Consider the following 1,063-nt stretch of genomic DNA (forward strand, 5'->3'; position numbering starts at 1 on the left):
TCTTTCGCTTCGGCTGAAAGTGGACAAAGAGTGATTTTAGCTTAACGTCGCGAACCAATCGGGCGGGCTCAAGGTGATATGCCGCATCACGGTTTTCAACGTCACCCGGATTGTCGCCAATAGGTTGGGGGACATCGCCAGCGCGGATTATCTCATGCCAGCTGGAACGATGTAACAATGCATGTGCTTCTTTAGAGTGATACGGTGCCAGCCATCTTGGACCTCGTACCCCCCGGTGATCGATGACAATATTTACCGTCCGACACGTCACGTCCTATCGTTATAAACGGCCGGTTGAGTTCGGAGAGCACAGACTTTTGTTCAGACCGAGAGACAGTTTCGATCAGACGCTGCTGAGCTCCCGACTCCTCATCGACCCGGAACCGGACTATCTTCGTTGGATCCATGATGTGTTCGGAAACTGCGTCGCAGTCATAGGCTTTGCTCAACCCTCACGTGAGCTCCGCTTCGAAACCGTCATTCGCCTTGACCATACACCCTATGTCGCAATTGATCTGCAAATCGATCAGGACGCTTTGACTTACCCGTTTTCATATGATCCAGACGAAGCGCTGGATCTGGAACGAACCATCCAGCGCCATTACGCTGATCCACATGATCAGGTCGGTAAATGGGCGCGCCAATTCGTGCGAGCCGGGCAACCCACTGAAACCGGGCACCTGCTGATGACGTTGTGCTACGCCATCCATGAAAGTTTCATCTATGCCCGACGACAAGAGCATGGAACGCAAGCGCCGACCGAGACGCTGCAGCTTCGCAAGGGAACCTGCCGCGACTTCGCGCTACTTATGATGGAGGCCGCTCGATCACTTGGATTCGCGGCCAGGTTCGTCACGGGCTATATCTACGTTCCAGACCGAGACGGATCAACCACCCTTGGCGGCGGTTCCACCCATGCGTGGTGCCAGATCTATTTGCCGGGCGCCGGTTGGGCTGAGTTCGACCCAACCAACGGTATCGTGGGCAACCATGATCTTATCCGTGTTGGGGTGGCGCGGGATCCGAAGCAGGCAGTTCCTTTGTGGGGAAGTTACGACGGAAC

General features: G+C 55.1%; 1 protein-coding gene. It reads left to right on the top strand.

Annotation, left to right across the window (positions count from 1 at the left end; translation table 11 throughout):
- Positions 1-242: 242 nt before the first annotated feature.
- The coding region (locus AC5SEO_RS26870; protein ID WP_495364207.1) for a transglutaminase family protein at positions 243-1,063 on the top strand (821 nt) is incomplete at its 3' end.

The organism is Agrobacterium sp. K11, assembly GCF_059429395.1.